22 protein-coding genes are annotated in these 16,955 nt (G+C 40.2%); 14 read left to right on the top strand and 8 right to left on the bottom strand.

Annotated elements, in window-relative coordinates:
- Window positions 1-70: 70 nt before the first annotated feature.
- Complete coding sequence (locus H6G06_RS22275) at window positions 71-1,429, bottom strand: DUF3370 domain-containing protein (RefSeq protein WP_190564327.1); 1,359 nt, start codon at window positions 1,427-1,429, stop codon at window positions 71-73.
- Window positions 1,430-1,489: 60 nt separating this feature from the next.
- A complete protein-coding gene (locus tag H6G06_RS22280) occupies window positions 1,490-2,077 on the bottom strand; it encodes a pyroglutamyl-peptidase I family protein (protein ID WP_190564182.1) in 588 nt (195 codons plus the stop codon).
- A gap of 64 nt (window positions 2,078-2,141) precedes the next feature.
- On the opposite strand from H6G06_RS22280, the gene hisH reads away from it, so the two are divergent.
- Together hisH and rsmD are read left to right on the top strand one after the other, a co-directional pair.
- Window positions 2,142-2,777 (top strand): imidazole glycerol phosphate synthase subunit HisH, encoded by a 636-nt coding sequence (hisH, locus tag H6G06_RS22285; protein WP_190564184.1) that lies wholly within the window; start codon window positions 2,142-2,144, stop codon window positions 2,775-2,777.
- Between the two features lie 78 nt (window positions 2,778-2,855).
- On the top strand, window positions 2,856-3,413 hold the full coding sequence (gene rsmD, locus H6G06_RS22290) for a 16S rRNA (guanine(966)-N(2))-methyltransferase RsmD (protein ID WP_190564186.1): 558 nt from the start codon (window positions 2,856-2,858) through the stop codon (window positions 3,411-3,413).
- Window positions 3,414-3,489: 76 nt separating this feature from the next.
- On the opposite strand, the gene petG is transcribed toward rsmD, so the two are convergent.
- Window positions 3,490-3,603 (bottom strand): cytochrome b6-f complex subunit V, encoded by a 114-nt coding sequence (gene petG / locus H6G06_RS22295; RefSeq protein WP_013191177.1) that lies wholly within the window; start codon window positions 3,601-3,603, stop codon window positions 3,490-3,492.
- Between the two features lie 209 nt (window positions 3,604-3,812).
- Here petG and H6G06_RS22300 point away from each other — a divergent pair, with 209 nt between their 5' ends.
- Window positions 3,813-4,187, top strand: coding sequence for a c-type cytochrome (locus tag H6G06_RS22300; protein WP_190564188.1), 375 nt, complete (start codon window positions 3,813-3,815; stop codon window positions 4,185-4,187).
- A 32-nt stretch (window positions 4,188-4,219) separates the two neighbouring features.
- On the opposite strand, the gene H6G06_RS22305 is transcribed toward H6G06_RS22300, so the two are convergent.
- Window positions 4,220-4,690 carry a tetratricopeptide repeat protein gene (locus tag H6G06_RS22305; RefSeq protein WP_190564190.1) on the bottom strand — a complete coding sequence of 157 codons (471 nt, stop codon included), beginning with the start codon at window positions 4,688-4,690 and terminating at the stop codon, window positions 4,220-4,222.
- A gap of 283 nt (window positions 4,691-4,973) precedes the next feature.
- On the opposite strand from H6G06_RS22305, the gene H6G06_RS22310 reads away from it, so the two are divergent.
- The 4 genes from H6G06_RS22310 to upp all read left to right on the top strand — a co-directional run bounded on the left by H6G06_RS22310 (window position 4,974) and on the right by upp (window position 9,074).
- Entirely contained in the window at window positions 4,974-6,233 is a 1,260-nt protein-coding gene (locus H6G06_RS22310) for a GTP cyclohydrolase II (protein ID WP_190564192.1), read from the top strand.
- A 420-nt stretch (window positions 6,234-6,653) separates the two neighbouring features.
- Window positions 6,654-7,892: a DUF1688 family protein gene (locus H6G06_RS22315; protein ID WP_190564194.1), complete on the top strand. Its 1,239-nt coding sequence runs from the start codon at window positions 6,654-6,656 to the stop codon at window positions 7,890-7,892.
- A 57-nt stretch (window positions 7,893-7,949) separates the two neighbouring features.
- A complete protein-coding gene (locus H6G06_RS22320; RefSeq protein WP_190564196.1) occupies window positions 7,950-8,393 on the top strand; it encodes a hypothetical protein in 444 nt (147 codons plus the stop codon).
- A gap of 45 nt (window positions 8,394-8,438) precedes the next feature.
- Window positions 8,439-9,074, top strand: a complete 636-nt coding sequence (gene upp / locus H6G06_RS22325) for a uracil phosphoribosyltransferase (protein ID WP_190564198.1) — start codon at window positions 8,439-8,441, stop codon at window positions 9,072-9,074.
- 38 nt (window positions 9,075-9,112) lie between these two features.
- On the opposite strand, the gene H6G06_RS22330 is transcribed toward upp, so the two are convergent.
- On the bottom strand, window positions 9,113-9,754 hold the full coding sequence (locus tag H6G06_RS22330; RefSeq protein WP_190564200.1) for a Uma2 family endonuclease: 642 nt from the start codon (window positions 9,752-9,754) through the stop codon (window positions 9,113-9,115).
- A gap of 142 nt (window positions 9,755-9,896) precedes the next feature.
- Here H6G06_RS22330 and H6G06_RS22335 point away from each other — a divergent pair, with 142 nt between their 5' ends.
- From H6G06_RS22335 to H6G06_RS22350, 4 genes are all read left to right on the top strand, one after another.
- Window positions 9,897-10,616, top strand: coding sequence for a pyridoxine 5'-phosphate synthase (locus tag H6G06_RS22335; protein WP_190564202.1), 720 nt, complete (start codon window positions 9,897-9,899; stop codon window positions 10,614-10,616).
- 106 nt (window positions 10,617-10,722) lie between these two features.
- Window positions 10,723-11,442: a nuclear transport factor 2 family protein gene (locus H6G06_RS22340; RefSeq protein ID WP_190564204.1), complete on the top strand. Its 720-nt coding sequence runs from the start codon at window positions 10,723-10,725 to the stop codon at window positions 11,440-11,442.
- Between the two features lie 64 nt (window positions 11,443-11,506).
- Window positions 11,507-11,836: an MgPME-cyclase complex family protein gene (locus tag H6G06_RS22345; RefSeq protein ID WP_190564214.1), complete on the top strand. Its 330-nt coding sequence runs from the start codon at window positions 11,507-11,509 to the stop codon at window positions 11,834-11,836.
- A 137-nt stretch (window positions 11,837-11,973) separates the two neighbouring features.
- Complete coding sequence (locus H6G06_RS22350; protein WP_190564216.1) at window positions 11,974-12,690, top strand: hypothetical protein; 717 nt, start codon at window positions 11,974-11,976, stop codon at window positions 12,688-12,690.
- 59 nt (window positions 12,691-12,749) lie between these two features.
- On the opposite strand, the gene H6G06_RS22355 is transcribed toward H6G06_RS22350, so the two are convergent.
- The 3 genes from H6G06_RS22355 to folD form a co-directional block, all read right to left on the bottom strand.
- Window positions 12,750-13,205, bottom strand: coding sequence for a divergent PAP2 family protein (locus H6G06_RS22355; RefSeq protein ID WP_190564218.1), 456 nt, complete (start codon window positions 13,203-13,205; stop codon window positions 12,750-12,752).
- A 92-nt stretch (window positions 13,206-13,297) separates the two neighbouring features.
- Entirely contained in the window at window positions 13,298-14,227 is a 930-nt protein-coding gene (gene crtE, locus H6G06_RS22360) for a geranylgeranyl diphosphate synthase CrtE (protein WP_190564220.1), read from the bottom strand.
- A gap of 297 nt (window positions 14,228-14,524) precedes the next feature.
- Entirely contained in the window at window positions 14,525-15,403 is an 879-nt protein-coding gene (gene folD, locus H6G06_RS22365; protein ID WP_190564328.1) for a bifunctional methylenetetrahydrofolate dehydrogenase/methenyltetrahydrofolate cyclohydrolase FolD, read from the bottom strand.
- 212 nt (window positions 15,404-15,615) lie between these two features.
- Between folD and H6G06_RS22370 the strand changes: the two genes are divergently transcribed.
- Genes H6G06_RS22370 through H6G06_RS22380 form a run of 3 tightly spaced genes read left to right on the top strand, consistent with a single transcriptional unit; the run spans window position 15,616 to window position 16,940 of the window.
- The gene (locus H6G06_RS22370) at window positions 15,616-16,035 is read left to right on the top strand and encodes a hypothetical protein (protein WP_190564222.1); all 420 of its coding nucleotides are present in this window, start codon (window positions 15,616-15,618) and stop codon (window positions 16,033-16,035) included.
- Window positions 16,036-16,040: 5 nt separating this feature from the next.
- On the top strand, window positions 16,041-16,496 hold the full coding sequence (locus H6G06_RS22375) for an NUDIX hydrolase (protein WP_190564224.1): 456 nt from the start codon (window positions 16,041-16,043) through the stop codon (window positions 16,494-16,496).
- A 12-nt stretch (window positions 16,497-16,508) separates the two neighbouring features.
- Window positions 16,509-16,940 (top strand): NUDIX hydrolase, encoded by a 432-nt coding sequence (locus H6G06_RS22380; RefSeq protein ID WP_190564226.1) that lies wholly within the window; start codon window positions 16,509-16,511, stop codon window positions 16,938-16,940.
- Window positions 16,941-16,955: the final 15 nt, after the last annotated feature.

A 16,955-nucleotide genomic window follows, 5' to 3' on the forward strand; every position in this document is an offset into this window, starting at 1 on the left:
GCTATCAGACAAATTAGGTGATAGGTAATAGGTAATGAATTTACTGTTAACTGTCACCTGTCACCTACAATTACTTCTGAGTCGTAACTGTTAAAACCTGTGGAGGAGAAGCATCAGGAGGATAAAGAAAATCCACTTCCACCAAAGAAGAATCCCCAGGTTTCATATTTAATGACACCAAAGGTTCTCCAGGTTGACCTCTCTTTTGCACCAAATGCACAAACTTAGTAGTTGGTTTACCCTGTTCATCTCGATAACGTACCCGCACCGTTCCCCGGAAGAAAACTTGACGCGCTGGTGTAGTAAAAAAGCGTAAACCTGATTTTGTTAACTGATCCTCTTTTATGGGAGTTTGCAGCGATAAACTAACATTTTGTTGACTTTGAGAATTGTTAAATAAAGGCAACCTCAAACTATATTGAATGCCATAATTACCATGAGCAAAATAAGCTGTATCAGGATAACGCACTAACATAGGTGCGCTTTGAACTTGACCAGTGCCAAAAGTACCACCATGCAGCGTACTTAAAGGATATGAAAAAGCTTGACCTGGTTGGGGAATTGTTAAATACTTAGTTTGGGGATTATCTACCAATAGCGATCGCCATTGAGAACCACGCGCAACACCTGCTACACGTCCATAAATTGCAGGTTTACCAATTCCCTCTATCGGAGTCGGGGTTTTATCTCTAGGTGTCGATAACTCACCATTATTTAATAAATTTTGCCACTCTGCTAAATTTGGCGCACGTTCACTACCATCAGCATTTGTCTGTGCAAACATCGCTAAACTAGCAGCATACACAGTACCATTACTCAACAGTCGCATATATGTAGATCGACCATTCAGCGGTGGAGTCAATCCTTGCACCGGAATTGGTAAATTTAATAACATCTGACTTTCCCCTGGAGGAATGACGATTTGAGCAGGGAAAATATTTTGTCGTCTTCCTCTCAATACATCCGACATCACCCGACTACCAGGACCAGCAAACACCGTACCCGAATCATTGGGAATAAAAGAATCTAACTCAATAAAAGGTGCATCTGGTTGACTTAAATAACTAGACCCCTGCAATATATTCACTTTCACTGGTTTAGTACCAGGGTTATGCAACATTATTCCCTGGTAAAGAGAACGTAAATTTTCCGGTGGGTCTGCTTTAGCAACATGATGAGCAAAAACATCAAACCGCCCGCGAAACGGAAAATTTAAATGTGCCGTTGGTACTTTTTTGCCATCTCCTGGAAACGTAGAAAGTAAAATTCCTTCTTTTAATACCAATTCTGGGCTATTGCTATTAAATACTGGCACACTATCCAAACGCCCTGGTAATGTCCTAACCTCTTGTGGTTGGACAACTTCTTCCGGTGGTGGTGTGGCTGGAGTTGCTTGAGCGAGAGTCAAACCGAGTAATGCTGACAACATAGGAAATTTAAAATTGAACATTTATTAGTCATTAGTCATTAGTCATTAGTCAATTTAACTTTATGACACTGTTCCCTGTTCCCTGTTCCCTCTCACCAGGTTGTTAATGATTAAAACAAAATCAGCCAGAATGCCTATCAAATTTTCTTGATTCAAAATCGGGACATGAACAAAGATGCAAGGAATGGGTAGTTGAGATTGACTCAGGTAGTTCAACACTGAATGATAAAGACCTTCGCACACAAATTTACCACAGTCGTAGCTAATCTCAACTGCCGCTGTTCCAGCTACTAATTGTTCAACATCAACAGTTGTTTGCAAAGTTGTTGGCAAAAAATTTTCTGGACAATCTTTAGATGAAATATCCGTAGCCTGAACAGACATGATACTGGCGACGACTTCCACACTTAAATTTTGCCGACTAGCAGCCATACCACAACAGATAACATAATCAGGTTGGAGTTCATTGATTTTGGCAATGACGCGAGAACTGGCAACCGCAACATCTACAGGTAGCAGGCGCAGAAAATTTAAATCATGATCGACACAAGCCATTTTGGCTAGTTCGAGTAACAAATCATCAGAAGAATTTGACTGTTGTTCACTCAGCCAAGTGTTAAAAGAAGTTAATAAGATTTTTTTCTGCATAAAAAATATTATTTAGAATTAGAATATAAATGCCCTCCCTAATAAATTTACAAGGAGCAGGTAAATGCCAGTAATTGCAGTCGTAGATTACGAGATGGGAAATTTGCACTCTGTCTGTAAAGGTTTAGAAAAAGCTGGTGCAACTCCTAAAGTAACTTATTCTGCCAAGGAGTTAGAACAAGCAGATGCTGTAGTTTTGCCAGGAGTAGGAGCATTTGATCCCGCCATGCAACACTTGCGATCGCGTGGTTTGGAACAACCTATTAAGGATGTGATCGCATCTGGTAAACCCTTCTTAGGTATTTGTCTAGGACTGCAAATTTTGTTTGAATCTAGCGCCGAAGGAACTCAACCAGGACTAGGAATTGTACGCGGGAAAGTGCGGCGATTTCGTTCAGAAGCCGGTATTGCTATTCCCCACATGGGTTGGAATCAACTGCAACTGACTCAACCAAAAAGTATTTTGTGGGAACATTTACCCGCTCAACCTTGGGTTTATTTTGTCCATTCCTACTATGTTGAGCCAACTGAACCGCAAATTAGAGCAGCAACAGTGAGTCATGGTAGTCAAACAGTTACAGCTGCGATCGCTCATGAAAATCTCATGGCGGTTCAATTCCATCCAGAAAAATCCTCTAATATAGGATTGCAAGTTTTATCTAATTTTGTGGCTCAAGTTCGTGAAAAAATCCCTGCTTAATAAAAATTTGCAATTTTGTCAGTTGTCAGTTGTCAGTTGTCCAATAACTAATAACTAATGACTAATGATCAATAACTAATGAGTCTGAGAATTTACGGGAATCGTCTGTTAAAAACTTTGCCAGGGCAAGAAACTAGGCCTACCAGTTCGCGAGTACGGGAGGCAGTTTTTAATATTTGGCAGGGAGAAATTGATAATTGTCGCTGGTTGGATTTGTGCGCCGGTAGTGGTTCAATGGGTGCAGAGGCTTTATGTAGAGGAGCCAGCTTAGTAGTAGGAATTGAACAATCAAGTCGAGCCTGTGCCATTATTCAACAGAATTGGCAGCAGGTAGCTAATAATGATCAAAAATTTCAAATATTGCGGGGAAATATACTCCAGCAGTTAAAAAAATTATCAGGTCAAAAGTTTAACAGAATATATTTTGATCCACCTTATGCCAGTGGTTTATATGAGCCTGTTTTAGAAGCGATCGCTCATTATCAACTTTTAGATCCTGACGGGGAAATAGCCGTCGAACATAGTCCTAATTTTACACCCCCAGAAATCCCTAATTGGGAAATCTGCCACCAAAAAGTTTATGGCAACACAGCAGTTACCTTTTACAGAACCATGGAATCAGAAAATATGGATTGATGGGGAGCTAGGTTGACAGTATTCAAATTTTTCCTAACTCCCCACCACTCAGGACTCAGAACTCAGAACTCAGGACTCAGCCGCCCAACTCAGTGGGGCGCTTATATTGCTTATAGGCAGCATAAAAAAGTCCGCTAAGGGTGACGAAAATCAGACCTAGAACAATACCTGACAGTAGGGGTTCAACCACTGTAAATCTCCTCTTTGCAAATTTTCAAGATTCGTTTCCTGTTTTTGATTTTACCAAATCCCGCATCAATCCAGCACCCTAAGCCGTTTTTGGAATGTAACGACTATCTAAAAATTTTCATCTGTGCTTGCAGGTACAATCAAGAAATTTTAAGCTATGTGTAGGAAATGAAAAGTTTTTTGTACACCTAGACTGTAAAAGTAAACCTTTTGGATAAGCAGCTTACCAAACCTGAAACTTTGATTCAGTGGATCGCTTTGTCGGCTTTGGCGATACTCATCGCCATCCCTTTGGCTATTTTTGGTGTTCAGATAGTTCAAGCCTCCGATCCTTACGTCAAAGATGTTTTATCACTGACAGGAAACTCAGTACAGGGAAAGGCTATCTTTCAAACCAACTGTGCTGTTTGTCACGGATGGGAAGCTGATGGATTTGTCGGACCAAGCTTACAAGCTGTCTCCAAGCGCAAATCTCGATATGGGTTGATTAACCAAGTAATTAGCGGTAAAACTCCTCCCATGCCCAAATTCCAGCCCAGCACCCAAGAAATGGCAGACCTTTTGAGTTATTTGGAAAGTCTTTGACACTCCCCGGTCTAAGGACGCGGGGATTCTGTTTAACTGAGTTTAATTGTACATTCGAGAATCAGTTTCTGATTCACTAAGGAATAGGGTTGAATTTTCAATGCTTGTTGAAAAGTTTGGATAGCCTCGCGATACTTTTTTAGTGCTGCGTAACACAAGCCCATACCATGAAGTGCGCCAAAATGCATTGGATTTAGCTGCACAACCATCTGACAGTCATCTAGAGATTTATGATAATTGCCCACACTGTAATATAGAAAAGCTCGTCTATTCCAAGCTTCGGCAAAATCTGGTTGTGCTTGAATAAGTTTTGTTAATACTTCTTCTGCTGTGCCGATTTCCCCTGCATCCATCAGCTTTTGACTATAGTCAATCTTTTCTAGCCCAGATATTCCCTTTTGCTGAAACCAGAGCCGCCAAATTTTTCGAGTCGCTTGCTCACGGACTAAAGCATCAGGATTTTTCAAGTCTTCCAGCAGAAAATTGATAGATAAAGAATCCATGAAGTTGATAACAGGTAAGTTGACCTTGCAAAGAACTTTTGCAGAAGATTATCTCCTAAGTTATGTTTAAAGTCATCAATGAATTCTCGTATCTTGATTAAAAATTTTTTGGATAAACTTTTGTATTGATTAATACAAAGCTTTGGCAAGAATTATGTATATTCAGGAATAAGTAGTCATCAGCATAATAAAATATTAAAAATAACAACTAACTAACGATGCTTGACAAGTCTTAGTAACTAATGGTTGATAAAAACATCACACAATAAATAACTTAAAGACTATGCCAAAGCCAAATAGCGTTTCCAGGCATATTGTTCTCACTTCACATCCCAGTCAGTTTGGTCCAAAACCAATCCCCATTCATTGGGGGGCGGCTGAACCGATGCAGCGGGGTCCGATTATTGCCACGTTAACAAAGCAAACTCATCGGAATGTAATTGGTACTCATTCAGGCAGTTATGCAGTTTATCGGGCTTTAGCAGTGGCTAGTGGGGCGCTGCAAACGGATCACCGGGCAGATTTAACTAATACATCTCCAGTAGAACATATTGGACCCCATCCGAGTTGGGCTGATGCAGATAAGATAGTATCTATTGATCCTTATGGGGCGATCGCATCCGAAGTATTTAGCACTTATTATCAACAAGGGTATGATATTCGCCCGACAATTGCCATCACTAAGGCGCATATTAATATGCCCGAACTGCAAGAAGCAGTAGCAAAGGGACGCTTGCAGGTAGATGGCAAAATCATGAAAGCCAATGGTGATTTAGTAGTGACTAAAGCTGCTATTGAACCAGTATGGTATTTACCGGGAATTGCCAAACGCTTTGGCATTACAGAAGCAGATTTACGCCGCGCTTTATTTGAACAAACCGGAGGGATGTTTCCCGAACTGGTGACACGCTCAGATTTGGAAGTATTTTTACCACCAATTGGGGGATTAACAGTATATATTGTTGGGGAAATTGCGGCCATTACAGATGTCAATAAACCTCTAGCTGTGCGGGTACATGATGAGTGTAACGGTTCTGATGTCTTTGGTTCGGATATTTGCACCTGTCGTCCTTATTTAGTACATGGAATTGAGGTATGTGTACAAACAGCACAGTCAGGGGGTGCGGGTGTAATTGTCTACTGTCGCAAAGAAGGCCGCGCCTTGGGTGAAGTAACAAAGTTCTTAGTGTACAATGCTCGCAAGCGACAAGAAGGAGGCGATCGCGCAGATGCCTATTTTGCCCGGACAGAATGCGTTGCAGGTGTCCAAGATATGCGGTTTCAAGAACTCATGCCAGATGTATTACATTGGTTAGGTATTACTCGCATTGATCGCATGGTTTCTATGAGTAATATGAAATTTAATGCCATCACAGACGCAGGAATTGAAATTGTAGAAAGAGTACCAATTCCAGAAGATTTAATACCCCAAGATGCCAGAGTAGAAATTGAAGCCAAAAAAGCTGCGGGTTACTTCACTACCGGAGATGTTTTAGATGCAGATAGTTTGGCAGATATTAAGGGAAGAAATTTAGATTCATAGCTAATTATGGCGGGAGCATCCCAAATTTGTAAGTTTGTTTTTATCAAGTGACCCAAGGCTTGAAAGAAACGAACCACGAAGGACACAAAGAGCGCGTTCGCGTAGCGTTCCGAAGGCATAGGTTAAGAAAGTTTCCAAGGTTTTTCTAGTCAGTGTGGTGATTTTGCCAGAAAATTGGGATACTCTCATCATGGCAGGGTTTCACATGGAAATAAAAATCTAGAAATATAGCTGTAGCCAGGATAATTAGGACATGATTAGTCCTTGAAACTAAAGAATAACAATGGTTTTACTCTTGCCTTTTGCCTATTGCTATAACAAACAATTCTATTTCTCCTCTCTCTGTGTTCTCTGTGCCTGGAATGGTTCGTTTAGAAGAATAATTTATTTCTTGGAATATTATATTTTGGGTTGTAAAGAGTGAACAAAAAAAGCGCAGACGTACAAATAAACAACGATAATCTAATTAGATATCTTCGTTCTCCCATATCAATCCGGGAACGTTGCCAAGAATTATTTGATTTATCAATTGCGGGTAAATCTCGACATTTTACTGTCAATTTATCACAATTAGAAGCAGTTGCAGATTATGTAATTGCAGTAAGCTGGGAAAACTACCCACACTTGCAAATTCCTTTTCACAGTCGTTGGCAACATTTTCAAGCAGGAGGAGTTTTCAGACTAGGCAAATTTGATCAAAAATTGGCAGGTTTAACACCAGTCGAAAAGGCAGCCATAAAGTTTGATTTAGCTGTTGTCAGTGTGTTATTAGATGCGGGTGCAGGTAATAATTGGCGTTATTTTGAGCAAGAAACTAATTTAAGTTTTGGACGTTCTGAAGGTTTAGCAGTTGCTAGTTTCCAGATGTTTTTTCAAGGTAATTTTTCTAGAGATGGGTCGCTACAAGTTGATGCTGCAAAATTGCAAACTTTGACAGAATCGGAATTAGCAAATGGGTTTCAGGTAAGTTCAGAAAATCCTTTAGTGGGAATCAAGGGGCGTTTAAGTTTACTGCAAAAATTAGGACAAGTTTTAGTATCTGCACCTCATTTATTTGGAGAAGGAAAACCCAGACCAGGAAATTTGGTAAATTATCTTTTAGCTAAATCTGAAAATGGTCAGTTAGCAGCTTCTACAGTTCTGGATGCAGTTCTGACAGGTTTGGGTGAGATTTGGCCAGGAAGATTAGAAATTGCCGGAATAAATTTGGGTGATGTATGGTTTCACCAAGATGTTAGCAATGGTGGTTTAGTACCTTTTCACAAACTTTCTCAATGGCTAACATACTCTTTATTAGAACCATTACAAGAATTAGGTTTGATAATTACTGGTTTAGATCAACTCACAGGTTTACCAGAATATCGTAATGGTGGTTTATGTCTTGATTTGGGATTAATTATTCCTAAAGATTCTGAGATTTTAAAATTATCTCACTCGGTAGATTCTGAAGTTATAATTGAATGGCGTGCTTTGACGGTGATTCTTTTAGATTATATTGCTGCTACTGTGCGAGAAAAGTTGGAAATGAGTGCAGAAGAATTACCTTTGGTCAAGGTATTACAAGGAGGAACTTGGACTGCGGGGAGAAAAATTGCTGCTGAACTCAGAAAAGGAGGTGTTCCTCCTATACAAATTAGCAGTGATGGTACAGTATTTTAAGATATTTCTCTAAAAATCGTAATCGTATTAAACTGTTTTTTATTTATATTTTGTCAAATGTCTAAACAAAGCTCGGATCAGTCCCAACCCAAAAAAGCACAAAAAAAACATAGATTTTTTCTCAACCTCTATGAAGACTGCGCTTTTACTAAATGTCCAAAATGTGAAACAAATACGAAAATACGTAAATTTCCTTTGGTAATTCATATTAAGCCACATCAGCTTTTTGTCCTCAATAAACAGTGCAAATATTGTACGAACTGTGACCTCATTATCGTTAAAAAGCAGGAAATAGAATCTTTGATGGCTTTTGGATTCAGCCAGATAAATACCGAAATTATTGGCAATAAATATTTGGTGTTAGGAACAATTGATAAAAAAGATTGGAAAGAAAACCAAAAAAGTTGTCTTTCTCCTCACGACATAATGGAACGAATGTTTATTTTTGCAGACGAATGGAATTTTAAAGTCATTCCGGCTGGGTGGTATCCAAAAGAATGACCGTAGCTTAAAACTAAAATTCAGAAAAATAATATTGAAGTAAAAATGTATCCACAAGTAAAATTAATTGAACATCCATTGCTACAACACAAACTTACGCTCATGCGGAAAGTTGAAACCAGCACCACGAAATTTCGTAACCTGCTGAAAGAAGTGAGTTTGTTATTAGCTTATGAAGTCACGCGAGATTTACCGCTAAAATATGAACCTATCAAAACGCCATTAGCAGCGATGAATGCACCAGTTTTAGCACCTGATAAAAAGTTAGTATTGGTGTCTGTAATGCGTGCAGGACAAGGTATTTTAGATGGTATGCTAGAGTTAATGCCATCGGCAAGAGTAGGGCATATTGGTTTATATCGTGATCCAAAAACTCTGATTCCTGTTGAGTATTATTTCAAAGTTCCTCAAGATGTTGATCAGCGGGATATGTTAGTGGTAGACCCGATGCTGGCAACTGGTAATACAGCTGTAGCTGCTGTAGAACGTTTGAAGTCAACTAATCCTTTATCAATTAAGTTTGTTTGTTTACTTGCTGCACCAGAAGGGATTGAAAATTTCTGTTCAGTTCATCCTGATGTACCTGTGTATACCGCTGCTATTGATGACTATTTAGATGAACATGGTTATATTATTCCAGGTTTGGGAGATGCAGGCGATCGCCTATTTGGGACAAAATAAAAGTAGCTGTTCAGGGGTTGCTATATTTACGCAACCTTTTACTGTAAATTCTCCTGCATCCAACTCCTAAAATTCCGCATCGCCTGACTTCTGCCAATAGTTAAACACTGCGGCACATACTCATTAACTAATTCCACAATTGGAATATTAGGAAAATTAGGACTAAATGGAGATTTTACATATTGCCCATCCTGTAACAAGAAAATTTCTAAACCTTGTTTTTGATATCGCCAAAGTTCAGGAATTCCTAAAATTGCATAATTATCAAATCGAGTCCGAGAAGTAATATCAATTTCAATAGCTAAATCTGGTGGTGGGTCTATATTTAAATCAATCCGATTTTTACCAATTACAGCCCCTTGATTTTGAATATAAAAACTGGTATCTGGTTCTACAGCTTGCCTCATTCTCTCATTTTTCAGAGTTGTAGAACCAAAAGGTTCAAAATCAACATCGAGTATTGCTAACAAAATTTTCACCAAATCACCAACAATTTCCTTATCTTTTTCATGTTCAGCTAAAGGCACCATAATTTCTAACCAACCATTACTATAGGAAATACGCGCAGCACGCCTTTCTCCCATTTCTTCTAAAATATTTTCTAGTTGCTGCCAACTAATATCTTTGAGTAACATTTGTTGGCCTGGATGAACAATAATTTGTTGCAATTCTAACAACATATTGCCTCTGATTAATTCATAATTATTTATTTTTCTACCCTGTCACACTGCTCACAATCACAATTTTAACTTAAACATACTCAAAGTCCAGAAATTAGTTAAAATCAACATCACAGAAAAATGAAGCAGGAGAAACCCAGGCGTGCCTACACTCGGTGTAAATATTGACCATATCGCCACCATCCGCCAAGCCAGACGGACAGTAGAACCAGACCCCATTGCAGCAGCAGTATTAGCAGAATTAGCTGGTGCTGATGGCATTACCGCCCATTTGCGCGAAGACAGAAGACATATTCAAGATAGAGATGTGCGTCTGTTGCGCCAAACAGTGAGAACGCACTTAAACTTAGAAATGGCTGCTACTGATGAAATGCTGGGAATTGCCCTCGACATCAAACCAGATTATGTAACTTTAGTACCGGAAAAGCGCGAAGAAGTAACAACAGAAGGCGGTTTGGATATTGTCGGACAAATTGCTAGAATAGGAGAAATAGTTGATAAATTGCAAAGTGCTGGCATTCCCGTGAGTTTGTTTATCGATGCCGAACCAGCACAAATCGAAGCTTCTGTCAAGGTGCAAGCGAAGTTTATTGAACTGCATACCGGACAATATGCTGAGGCTAAAGATGAAACAACTCGCCAGCATGAATTAGCTATATTAGCCCAGGGATGTGAGCAAGCGATTAAAGCTGGTTTGCGCGTCAATGCCGGTCATGGACTTACATACTGGAACGTTTACCCTGTGGCGGCACTTCCAGGTATGGAAGAACTCAATATTGGTCATACTATCATCAGTCGGGCAGCTTTAGTAGGAATGGAAAGAGCAGTCCGAGAGATGAAACAAGCCATACAGGGTCATTAGTCATTAGTCATTAGCAACTGATAACTGATAACTGATAACTGAAGTAGAGGGGTTGTAGCTGCGTAATCCTAAAAATTTACAGTCACATTTGTAATTGAAGACTTCTATGACTGCCAAACAGCCTAACAATCTGCCTCTTTGGGTACAAGACCGGGATACAGTGATTGCATACAGTACCCATGCCAAATGGCGCTATCAGATACCTCCGGATTATACTCGTTCTAATGAAAATCTGGCTAAAGAAAGTACCTGTAATCACTTAGAAGGTACACTAGAAGCGATCGTGCAGAATTTGGTGAGAACCTTTGAAATGGAGGTATCTTTCAAGAGTAACCCCCAACAATGGTTATCTGTGGTGAATGATAAATTTCGTATAAGTACAAATGGGGGTAAAGAGTTTACAGCAGCAGAGGTATCCGCCCAAGGTACTTATAATTTATTTATGGCTGATTCTGAACACTATAAAGCTTCAGAAGAAAGTTTTGAATCATCAGCTAAACTATTTCACAGTACATTTCCCCAAGGTTTTCCTTGGGAAGTGCTAGAAGTTTACTCAGGTCCACCTAATGTTACATTTAAGTGGCGACACTGGGGACATTTCCAAGGTGCATACAAAGACTTTGCACCGACGGGGGAGACAGTAGAAATTATTGGTATGAGTGTAGCTCGTGTTACCGATGATTTGAAGATTGTCGCTTTAGAACACTATTTTGATAACACCCTGTTCTTAGACAAGCTGACAGCAGGTGGCAAAATGGAAAATAGTGAAAACAAGGGTGGTGGTTGTCCTTTCAGTTCTTGGTTTAAGGGATTGAAAAAAAGTTAACTGATCAGGGTACAGCAGCCACACTGTACCCTATAAATTATTAAATAGTAACCAAAGGATGAAAATGAAAACATACTATTACGTTTTGGCGAGTCAACACTTTCTGCTAGAAGAAGAACCAATACACGAAGTGTTGAAAGAACGCACCCGTCATTACCACGAACAAGAAAAAGAAATAGACTTTTGGTTAGTAAAAAACCCAGCTTTTCTAGAAGCACCGGAAATGTCAGCAAATAAAGCTAAGTGTCCTAAACCTCCAGTAGCCATTATTTCTACCAATTCTCAATTTATAACTTGGTTAAAATTGCGGTTAGAGTATGTAATCACTGGAGAATTTCAGGCACCTTCGGCAACAATTTCTGATGCTTTGGCATCTTTAACAACTGTGTCATAAATTTAAGGCAGGGCGTAGGGTGTGGGGTGTAGGGAAAAAACTTAATTCTTACTTCTTACTTTTGTCCGTTCTCTGTTCCCTGTTCCCTGTTCCCTGAAAAATAAGTTAAAAACTATACGGTATTAGGTATACACCAAATGTTTTTGCCAAGAGTTCATTTTTTACCAAGTGCTTTATTATTAGCGTTAGCTACGCTCGCCGCAGGCATCGCTCCTATAATTGCTGATATTAGTCCTGTATTATCCCAACCAGCCATTCCTGCTTGTCAGCCTCCAAGTGCAGGGGAGTATCTCTTATTAGTTGTCAGTCCCACAGCTAATAATCAACAGCAGTTACGTAGTGCTTTGCCATCTGATATAAAAACTGTTACCTGTAAATATCTTAATGAAACAGTAACGCGGATCGGTGGCTTTAACAAGATTGATGATGCTAACCGCTGGGCAAAATATGTTAACAATATTGTTGGCTTGTCTGCTATTATTACGACTCGACCAACAGCAGCAACAGTTGCACCAGCAACTATCGCACCAACAACAGTCACACCAGCAATAATCCCATCAGCAAATTTACCAACTCAGACACTCAGCTATAATCCCAGAGTCTTGGGAGAAGGTTTTGCTGTGTTGGTAGATTATTTCAACCGCCCGGAACTGGCAAATAATTTACAAAAAGCGGTAGGAGGTAATGTAGGTCTTGTTTCCTATGGACAACGCCCTTACTTGTTGGCTGTTTATACTACCAACCAAACAGAGGCATATAAGACATTACAAAAACTAAATGAAAATGGTTTTTTTGCCCTCTTAGCAGATGGTCGAAAAGTAATGTTACTGCGTTCAGTTGTAACATTGAAGTAATTGGTAATTGGTAATTGGTAATTGGTGATTATTGCTCCCCTATTCCCAATGACTAATGACTAATAAGCGGCTCTAGCTAACCAAGAAATGGTGATACCCAAAGCCGAACCAGCTATTACTTGAACGGGTGTATGTCCAAGTAGTTCCTTGAGACGGTCTTGGAAAAAGTCTGGTTTTTCATGAAATAATTCATCAATCATTTGATTGAGTATCCGAGCTTGCTTACCAGCCGCTTGACGCACTCCAGCAGCGTCGTACATAACAATGATGGCAAAAATCGCAGCCACAGCAAAATCTGGAGATGCCCAACCTATACTTTGCCCAACACCAGCGGCTAAAGCTGTTACTAAAGCTGAATGGGCGCTGGGCATACCTCCAGTGGTCACTAAGACACGCAGATCCAGTTTACGATGTTTGATGACTTCAAAGATGAGTTTTAATCCTTGAGCAACAAAACAAGCCACAAGTGCAACCAGCAGCACCCGGTTGTTGAAAATGTCGCCTATGTCCTGCATGGTATTTTGGTTAGGTGATTGAATAAGAGCAACAGTTGTGTGTCGAGGAAACAGTTTTTGATGTCAGCTGTCAGCTGTAAAAACTTTTGACGCTAGTGATTGCGACTAACTATATAATGAGCGATCGCTTGGAGAGGAGTTGCTTTGTCTCCATAGGATGCTAATTCTACACAAGCTTCCTCAACCAGTTGTTGTGCTTTGGCGCGGGATTGTTCAATTCCCCACAGGCTAGGATAGGTGACTTTCTCGGCTTTAAGGTCTTTACCTGCGGTTTTGCCTAGTTGTTCTTGGGTCGCAGTGATATCTAGAATATCATCGATGATTTGGAATGCTAGACCAATATTCTGAGAATAACGAGTTAATTTTTGTACATCTTCTGTAGATGCGCCGGCGATAATTCCGCCACAAACTACACAAGCTTCTAACAGGGCAGCTGTTTTGTGGTTATGAATAAAATTCAGGGTTTCTAGGGAAGTATCTGATTTCCCTTCCGATTCTAAATCTACCACTTGACCACCGACTAAACCCGCAGCTCCCAGCGCCTTACCGAGACGGGCAATTACTTGTAAAGTTCGCTCTGAGGGTACGTTTTGGGGGGTTTGGGTGGCTACGAACTCAAAAGCCAAAGCTAACAAGCCATCCCCAGCCAAAATGGCGATATCTTCGCCGTAGACTTTATGATTTGTCAACTTACCACGACGATAATCGTCATTATCCATTGCTGGCAAGTCGTCATGAATTAAGGACATGGTGTGGATCATCTCCACAGCGCAAGCTGTTGGCATGGCTATTTCTATGGTGCCACCAATCATTTCCGAGGTAGCAAGGCAAAGAATGGGACGTACACGCTTACCACCTGCTAAGAGGGAGTAGCGCATGGCTTCGTAAATCTTTTCTGGATAAACGACGGGAATAGCTTGATCCAAAGCAGTATCACACAGCTTTTGTCGTTCTTTCAGATAGGCAGCGAGGTTAAACCTGGCTTGGTCTGATGTTTTTTGAAAATTATCCGTTGCTACCATGCTCAAATTCCTACAATTTTTGGTTTATGGTGATATGTGTGACAATTTTACGTTGCTCTAGGGTTGAAACGCTCACTGATGTTTCAATTTTGGATTTTAGATTTCGGATTTTGGCGTGACTCCAGAGGTGAAACCAGAAAATTTGAGCATAAAATCTCAAATACAGTCAGTTAGTGAGGAATTATCGAAACAATCGGGTCTAAAACCAGACTTCGTCCAAAGTTTTTGTAGCTTGGCATCAATCCCCGTTACAAAAACGGCCTCCTGCCCCCTGCCTCCTGCCTTCGTTAACACTGCCTAATTACTGGTTGCCCGCAAATAGCTAGAAACTGTATTTTGCAGTAACATGGCGACTGTCATTGGTCCAATACCACCAGGAACAGGGGTGATATATTCTGCCACACTAGCAGTTGCGGCAAAATCGATATCGCCGACTAAACGACTTTTGCCACTGCTATCGGTGACGCGATTTATCCCCACATCTACCACAACAGCGCCCGGTTTCACCATCTGGGCAGTGATTAATCCAGGAATACCTGCTGCTGCAATCAGAATATCAGCATTTTGGGTGATGCTTTTGAGGTCTTGCGATCGCGAGTGGGCAATAGTGACTGTAGCATCAGCCTCTAACAGCATCAATGCCATTGGCTTACCAACTAAAATACTCCGTCCTACTACTACTGCCTGTTTTCCCACCAAGGGAATTTTATATTCTTCTAGCAGTCGCATCACTCCTGCTGGTGTACAACTGCGTAAACCTGTCTCACCCCGCACCAATCGCCCTAAGTTCACAGGGTGGAGTCCATCAGCGTCTTTATCCGGTGCAATTTTATGTAAAAGAGTTATTGCATCTAAATGATTAGGCAAGGGTAACTGTACCAGAATTCCATCTACCCGTTCATCTTGGTTAAGTTCCTCAATTACTTCCTCTAGTTCAGTTTGGCTGGTTTGAGTAGGAAAATGTTTACCAAAAGAGGTAATTCCCACTTTAGCGCAAGCTTTTTCTTTATTGCTAACATAAGCTGCTGAAGCGGGGTTATCACCAACCATTAACACTGCTAAACCAGGAGGTCGGCCAATTTTGGGTTGTAATTCTGTAATGTTAGCTGCTAATTCTTGATGAATTTTAGCGGCTAATGCTTTACCATCAAGGATTTTGGCGGTTTTTGTTTCCATTGTCATTAGTCATTGGTCATTGGTCATTAGTCATTGGTGATTGGTCATTGGTAAAAACCTGTTCCCAGTCCCCAGTCAATGATTATTTTCTCAGATTAATTGCGTTAGCTGAAGGATAAAGAATAAAAGGATGATCTAAAACCTTTTTTTGTCAGTAAAACATAGATAGTACGAATCGAAACTTGAGAAAACTGGTGAAAAGGTAAGGATTAATGCAAAAATTCTCTCATTTGCTTGCTTTTATACAACAAACAAAACTTTCTTCTTTGAGGTTTTTTCACCAAAGATTGGCCTTTTTTCTGGTGGTGGGACTTTGTAGTTGTGCTAACGGGAAACCTGGTGAATTAAATTTACAAACTCTGAGGATTGGCGCTAATGTTACACCGATTCGAGAAATTAAACCAGCACAAGACAATCAAGCTAGTGTTTACATCCAAGGAAAGATAGAAAAACACGCTCCTTTCATCAAGCAGCAAGCCTATCAAATCGCTGATTCGACAGGCAAAATCTGGGTTGTGACGAATCAAAGTAATCTGCAAGTCGGGCAAGACGTAGTTTTAAAGGGTAAAGTAAGATACAAAAGTATTCCCTTGGCTGGGCAAGAGTATGGGGAAGTTTACTTAGAAGAATAATTATTATGAATCATCAATTACCCCAGGTAGCGTTGCCTGCGGCGAACGTAGCGATCGCTATTCTCTATCAAGACAATAAATATCTCATGCAACTACGGGACAATATCCCCACTATAGATGCACCTGGATGCTGGGTAATTTTTGGTGGACACATAGAACCTCATGAAACCCCAGAGGTAGGCATTAAACGGGAAATTTTAGAAGAAATCGGTTATGAGTTGGCAGATGTAGTCAAATTTGGTGTTTATACCCATGAAAAATTCATTGAACACGTTTTTCATGCTCCCCTCTTGGTGAAATTAGACCAACTGGTTTTAAATGAAGGTTGGGACATGGGGTTATTAACAGTGGACAATATTCATTCGGGCAGATGTTATTCAGCAGTTGCAGATGAGGTGCGACCTTTAGGTACTAACCATCAACGTATTATGCTGGATTTTATTACTGCATCAATCAACTGAGAAGGGCATTTTATGAATAATCAACTACCTCAAGTAGCTATCGCTATTCTCTACCAAGACAATAAATATCTCATGCAACTACGGGACAATATCCCCAATATAGCTGCTGCTGGTTGCTGGGGTTTATTCGGTGGACATTTAGAACCAGGTGAAACACCAGAAATAGCACTTGTACGGGAAGTAATAGAAGAAATCGGTTATGAGTTACCTTCTTTTGCTAAATTTGGACTTTATACCGATGAGAGAGTTATTCGTCACGTTTTTCAAGCACCATTATTAGTGGGATTAGATCAACTAGTGCTGCATGAAGGTTGGGATATGGGATTATTGACAAGGGAAGATATTGAACGGGGTAGTTGTTATTCTGCGATCGCTGGAGAATTCAGACCTTTGGGAATTCCCCATCAACGGATAATGCTGGATTTTATCAACCAACAATTGTAGAGACGTTCCGGCGGA

The sequence above is a fragment of the Anabaena sphaerica FACHB-251 genome (genome assembly GCF_014696825.1).
Lineage (GTDB): Bacteria > Cyanobacteriota > Cyanobacteriia > Cyanobacteriales > Nostocaceae > RDYJ01.

Coding starts and splice junctions, on each gene's coding strand:
- H6G06_RS22275 (WP_190564327.1), bottom strand. CDS start 1,429: ATGTTGTCAGCATTACTCGGTTTGACTCTCGCTCAAGCAACTCCAGCC.
- H6G06_RS22280 (WP_190564182.1), bottom strand. CDS start 2,077: ATGCAGAAAAAAATCTTATTAACTTCTTTTAACACTTGGCTGAGTGAA.
- hisH (WP_190564184.1), top strand. CDS start 2,142: ATGCCAGTAATTGCAGTCGTAGATTACGAGATGGGAAATTTGCACTCT.
- rsmD (WP_190564186.1), top strand. CDS start 2,856: ATGAGTCTGAGAATTTACGGGAATCGTCTGTTAAAAACTTTGCCAGGG.
- H6G06_RS22305 (WP_190564190.1), bottom strand. CDS start 4,690: ATGGATTCTTTATCTATCAATTTTCTGCTGGAAGACTTGAAAAATCCT.
- H6G06_RS22310 (WP_190564192.1), top strand. CDS start 4,974: ATGCCAAAGCCAAATAGCGTTTCCAGGCATATTGTTCTCACTTCACAT.
- H6G06_RS22320 (WP_190564196.1), top strand. CDS start 7,950: ATGTCTAAACAAAGCTCGGATCAGTCCCAACCCAAAAAAGCACAAAAA.
- upp (WP_190564198.1), top strand. CDS start 8,439: ATGTATCCACAAGTAAAATTAATTGAACATCCATTGCTACAACACAAA.
- H6G06_RS22330 (WP_190564200.1), bottom strand. CDS start 9,754: ATGTTGTTAGAATTGCAACAAATTATTGTTCATCCAGGCCAACAAATG.
- H6G06_RS22340 (WP_190564204.1), top strand. CDS start 10,723: ATGACTGCCAAACAGCCTAACAATCTGCCTCTTTGGGTACAAGACCGG.
- H6G06_RS22345 (WP_190564214.1), top strand. CDS start 11,507: ATGAAAACATACTATTACGTTTTGGCGAGTCAACACTTTCTGCTAGAA.
- H6G06_RS22350 (WP_190564216.1), top strand. CDS start 11,974: ATGTTTTTGCCAAGAGTTCATTTTTTACCAAGTGCTTTATTATTAGCG.
- H6G06_RS22355 (WP_190564218.1), bottom strand. CDS start 13,205: ATGCAGGACATAGGCGACATTTTCAACAACCGGGTGCTGCTGGTTGCA.
- crtE (WP_190564220.1), bottom strand. CDS start 14,227: ATGGTAGCAACGGATAATTTTCAAAAAACATCAGACCAAGCCAGGTTT.
- folD (WP_190564328.1), bottom strand. CDS start 15,403: ATGGAAACAAAAACCGCCAAAATCCTTGATGGTAAAGCATTAGCCGCT.
- H6G06_RS22370 (WP_190564222.1), top strand. CDS start 15,616: ATGCAAAAATTCTCTCATTTGCTTGCTTTTATACAACAAACAAAACTT.
- H6G06_RS22375 (WP_190564224.1), top strand. CDS start 16,041: ATGAATCATCAATTACCCCAGGTAGCGTTGCCTGCGGCGAACGTAGCG.
- H6G06_RS22380 (WP_190564226.1), top strand. CDS start 16,509: ATGAATAATCAACTACCTCAAGTAGCTATCGCTATTCTCTACCAAGAC.